The following is a 4,421-nucleotide window of genomic DNA, read 5'->3' on the forward strand; positions in this document are numbered from 1 at the left end:
GTACTTTGCCTGTCTTGCGAACGGCTTCAAGTATAGCGTCTTTGTCAAGCGGTTGAAGTGTTCTTAAATCGAGTATGTGAGCGCTAATACCATCATCAGCGAGTTCAACTGCTGCTTGCTCCACAAAGTGAAGAGGCAGACTGTAGCCGATTACGGTAATATCATCGCCCTCGCGAAGGACATTCGCTTTGCCGATTGGTACGATATAATCCGTATCTGGCACATCACCGTTAATAAGTTTATAGCATTTTTTGTTTTCAAAAAATAATACCGGGTCTGGGTCACGAACAGCTGCTTTCAATAATCCCTTCGCATCATACGCGGTATAAGGCGCAACAATCTTTAAGCCGGGAGTTCCAAAGAAAACAGATTCTGTACATTGTGAATGGTATAAACCTCCGAACACTCCACCGCCAATCGGGGCTCTTACAACAAGTGGACATGTCCAATCATTGTTAGAACGGTAACGGATTTTCGCCGCTTCACTAATAATTTGATTGGTTGCCGGGAACATGAAATCCGAATATTGCATTTCCGCGATAGGCTTCATGCCGTACATAGCGGCTCCAATAGCAACGCCTGCAATTGCTGATTCTGCTAGTGGTGTATCCATCACGCGTTCCTCGCCGAACTGCTCTATTAGACCTTTCGTTGTTGTGAAGACGCCACCTTTAAGACCAACGTCCTCACCAAGAACGAATACGTCCTCATCACGTTCCATCTCTTCCTTCATGGCTAACCGTATAGCATCAATATAGTCCATAATCGCCATCTAATTACGACCTCCTTGCTCAGCATCATCTGCATAGACATGGAGCAGAATAGATTCTGGTGTTGGGAACGGCGCTTTATCGCCATATTCAGTTGCCTCATCAAGCACCTTGCGAATGGTAACGAGAAGCTCTGCTTCGAGCTCTTCCGACCAAATACCGCTATCTATCAAATATTGCTTGAATTTAGGAATACCGTCTCTTCCGCGATGCAGATCGACCTCTTCCTTCGTGCGATAAGCAAGATCGTTATCGGACGTTGAATGCGGTGAAATACGGTACATCATCGCTTCAATTAGAGTTGGTCCTTCTCCCGCAATTGCTCTTTCACGCGCTTCTTTAACAACTCGGAAAACTTCCAACGCATCATTTCCATCAACCTGGAGACCAGGGAAGCCATAACCGAGTGCACGATCAGATACCTTTCCGGCAAGCTGCTTATGAAGCGGTACCGAAATTGCGTACTGATTGTTTTCACACATAAAAATAACTGGCAGCTTATGCACGCCCGCGAAGTTACAGCCTTCATGGAAATCTCCCTGATTGCTTGAGCCTTCGCCAAACGTCACGAAGCTGACGAGTGATTTCTTTTTCATCTTAGCAGCTAGAGCGATGCCTACTGCATGCGGCACCTGTGTTGTAACAGGACTAGAACCCGTCACAATACGTAGTTTCTTTGATCCAAAGTGACCTGGCATTTGTCGTCCGCCGCTATTTGGATCTTCTGCTTTCGCGAATACGGACAGCAATAAATCACGGAGCGTCATTCCGACAGATAGCACTAACCCATAATCCCGATAATAAGGCAGAAAATAATCGTTATCACGATCCAGCGCATAGGCAGCTGCTACTTGTGCTACCTCTTGACCGACACCGGATACATGAAAGTTGATCTTCCCGGCGCGCTGAAGCAACAGCATCCGCTCATCAAACTTTCGTGCTGTAACCATAGTTGTATACATATCAATTGCTTGCTCATTAGTTAGGCCTAAATCCAAATGACGAACATTGTGCCCAGTCGAAGCGAATTGGGTCATGAAGATGTTCCTCCTTTTATACCAGCTTTTATAACCTGGTCCTAATACTTGATCATATATATTATAAACCCATTCGCCTTAAAAAGAAAATGGTCTTCTTTAGAACGCTATTGCACGTCCTTCAACCGCGAGCATAGCCTCGCCTAACGCCTCAGAAAGCGTAGGATGCGGATGAATCATTTGTCCGACCTCCCAAGGCGTTGCGTTCAGAAGGCCAGCGAGCGCTGCCTCAGATATAAGATCAGTAGCATGAGGACCAATCATATGAACACCTACGATGTCGTTCGTCTTACGATCCGCAATTACTTTAACGAAGCCATCAGCATCACCAAGGACAAGTGCTTTGCCAATTGCCTTGAAAGGGATTTTCCCAGTCTTTATATCATGCCCCTTAGCGCGCGCTCCATCTTCAGTCAACCCGTAAGAAGCAATTTCCGGTCTGGAATAAATACAGCGCGGGATCAAGTGATGCTCGATTGCTGCAGGCTTTTGACCACTTATATGCTCAGCTGCAATTAAGCCTTCATGGGCAGCTGCATGAGCAAGCTGAACTCCGCCAATTACATCGCCGATTGCATAAATATGAGGCTCGCTTGTTTGACCATAGTCATTAACCTCAATCATTCCACTCGTTGTGCGAATATCGGTATTTTCAAGACCTAAGCCTTCTATATTCGCCTGTCTTCCGACCGAAATAAGCAGCTTTTCTGACGTTAATAATACATCGCCGTCCGTTGTCTCAGCTGTTATTGAGATTTCGCCATTCTCCGCTTTATATTGCTYGGTCTGAAGCTTAACACCCGTTAATACACGCACGCCGCGACCAATGAGCAATCTTGTCATTTCTGAAGAAACCTCAGTATCCTCGCCTGGCAATAATCGTGATCCTGCTTCCACAAGTGTTACTTGTACGCCAAAGTCCTGTAATAAGGAAGCCCACTCAACACCGATGACTCCTCCACCTACTATGAGCATAGATGCTGGCAGCTTTTCCATCACAAGTGCTTCATCACTTGTCAAAATATATTCACCATCAGGCACCAAGCCCGGCAATAAACGCGGTCTGGAGCCTGTTGCTATAATTAGATTCGTTGACACAACTGATTCCATTTCACCATCTGCCAGCTCTACAGCGAGCGATCCGCTGCGCGGAGAAAAGATAGATGGACCTACCACTCTGCCCTTGCCATTAATAATTTGAATACCGTTCTTTTTCATTAAGCCTTGCAGCCCGCGATGCAGCTGCTCCACCGTTTGCTCCTTACGAAGCTGGACCTTATCGTAGTCGAGAGAAATAGCGTTCTTGTCAACTTGAATCCCGTATGTATGAGCATCTAGCAGCGTTGCATACACCTCAGCGCTTCGCAGCAGTGATTTACTTGGTATGCACCCTTTATGTAAACAAGTTCCACCCAGCTTGTCCATTTCAACAATCGCTACTGTTTTCCCCAGTTGTGCCGCCCGAATGGCCGCCGTATATCCACCCGGTCCGCCTCCTAGTATTGCTACGTCTACTTGTATTGCCATCGAATCAATCCCTCCTATATTGCGTTCCATATCTATTTATATGCCATTTTCATTCATGCATTTAACCCATCCGCATTGTACCATGAGTTTCATTTCTATTGTACTAGTTTTTATCGATATTTACATCGTCCAGGTACGAAATAGACACTCCTAATGTAAAAGGGTATGATAGAACTAACTGTATTTTGACCTACAAGGAGAATCTGTGTTTATGAAATTAGTTACCGCTCGTTTTATTGCTATTTTATTGCTAGTCATTCCCGGCATACTGGCTTGCATCGGCTTTCTCAAAATGAAGGACACCGTCTTCTTGTATATTTCAGAATTCGGAAATGAATCGATAACCCCTAATTTTCAATGGCTGCCCTTCTTGCTCGGATTCCTTATGTTCGGCGCTGGCGTTGCCTTTATCGGAGGCTGGACGTTTTTCCGCGATCGCAAACGGAATTATGTCGCTCCACGTTTTAAACCGAAACGGCCGCGTCCACCAAAGCCGCAAAGCTAGCAGCAGAAGCAGACAAAAAAATCAAGGGGTTGTCTCACAAGTAGATGAAGCTACTTATGGGACAACCCCTTTTGCCTGTAGGGTAACTTTTAGCAAAAACAACAGTTGATCAGGAGTGGTATTTTTCGAACTTAACGCTTTTTATTTTATGACCGTTATTGAAATCCATTTTATAAACGTATTCTATCTTTATTTTCCATAATCCAACTCTATCTGGATCGCGGCATTTTACATTCCCCTGATAAATTTAATTATTGCTTACATTACTCTTCATCTTATTTTATCATGCCGTAATACACATGCAATAGAATAGGATTATCAAAGAGAAATGAGGCGATAACATGCAAATCGTATTCGATGTATCGGTGGATGGTAAAGTAAAAGAAACACTTCAACCTAAAAACCAACGCTTGAAGGATATTCAAGCTTTCATCCAAGCGGAATCCTCCGGATTAATCAAAAAATATGGTAATCAAGTTTATTTAAACAGAAGAGTCATATACAATTAAGGGTCATATCCAACTAAGGCATTCAGCGGATGGCCTTTTTTTATTCTTTATCAACAGGGTTACGGATACCATC

At 44.3% G+C, this 4,421-nt stretch carries 5 protein-coding genes; 2 read left to right on the forward strand and 3 right to left on the reverse strand.

Annotation, left to right across the window (positions count from 1 at the left end):
* From AC1DWN_RS28725 to lpdA, 3 genes are all read right to left on the reverse strand, one after another.
* On the reverse strand, positions 1-772 hold a 772-nt coding region (locus AC1DWN_RS28725), incomplete at its 3' end, for an alpha-ketoacid dehydrogenase subunit beta (RefSeq protein ID WP_477562298.1).
* Positions 773-1,807, reverse strand: coding sequence for a thiamine pyrophosphate-dependent dehydrogenase E1 component subunit alpha (locus tag AC1DWN_RS28730; RefSeq protein ID WP_477562299.1), 1,035 nt, complete (start codon positions 1,805-1,807; stop codon positions 773-775).
* Between the two features lie 99 nt (positions 1,808-1,906).
* Positions 1,907-3,334, reverse strand: a complete 1,428-nt coding sequence (gene lpdA, locus AC1DWN_RS28735) for a dihydrolipoyl dehydrogenase (protein ID WP_477562300.1) — start codon at positions 3,332-3,334, stop codon at positions 1,907-1,909.
* Between the two features lie 211 nt (positions 3,335-3,545).
* Between lpdA and AC1DWN_RS28740 the strand changes: the two genes are divergently transcribed.
* Positions 3,546-3,839: a DUF2627 domain-containing protein gene (locus AC1DWN_RS28740; RefSeq protein WP_477562301.1), complete on the forward strand. Its 294-nt coding sequence runs from the start codon at positions 3,546-3,548 to the stop codon at positions 3,837-3,839.
* Positions 3,840-4,180: 341 nt separating this feature from the next.
* Entirely contained in the window at positions 4,181-4,348 is a 168-nt protein-coding gene (locus AC1DWN_RS28745) for a hypothetical protein (RefSeq protein ID WP_477562302.1), read from the forward strand.
* Positions 4,349-4,421 lie beyond the last annotated feature (73 nt).

This window comes from Paenibacillus sp. P4_A7, from assembly GCF_056402455.1.

Excerpts from the sequence above, each read along its gene's own strand:
- AC1DWN_RS28730 (WP_477562299.1), bottom strand. The coding sequence starts at position 1,807 with ATGACCCAATTCGCTTCGACTGGGCACAATGTTCGTCATTTGGATTTA.
- AC1DWN_RS28740 (WP_477562301.1), top strand. The coding sequence starts at position 3,546 with ATGAAATTAGTTACCGCTCGTTTTATTGCTATTTTATTGCTAGTCATT.
- AC1DWN_RS28745 (WP_477562302.1), top strand. The coding sequence starts at position 4,181 with ATGCAAATCGTATTCGATGTATCGGTGGATGGTAAAGTAAAAGAAACA.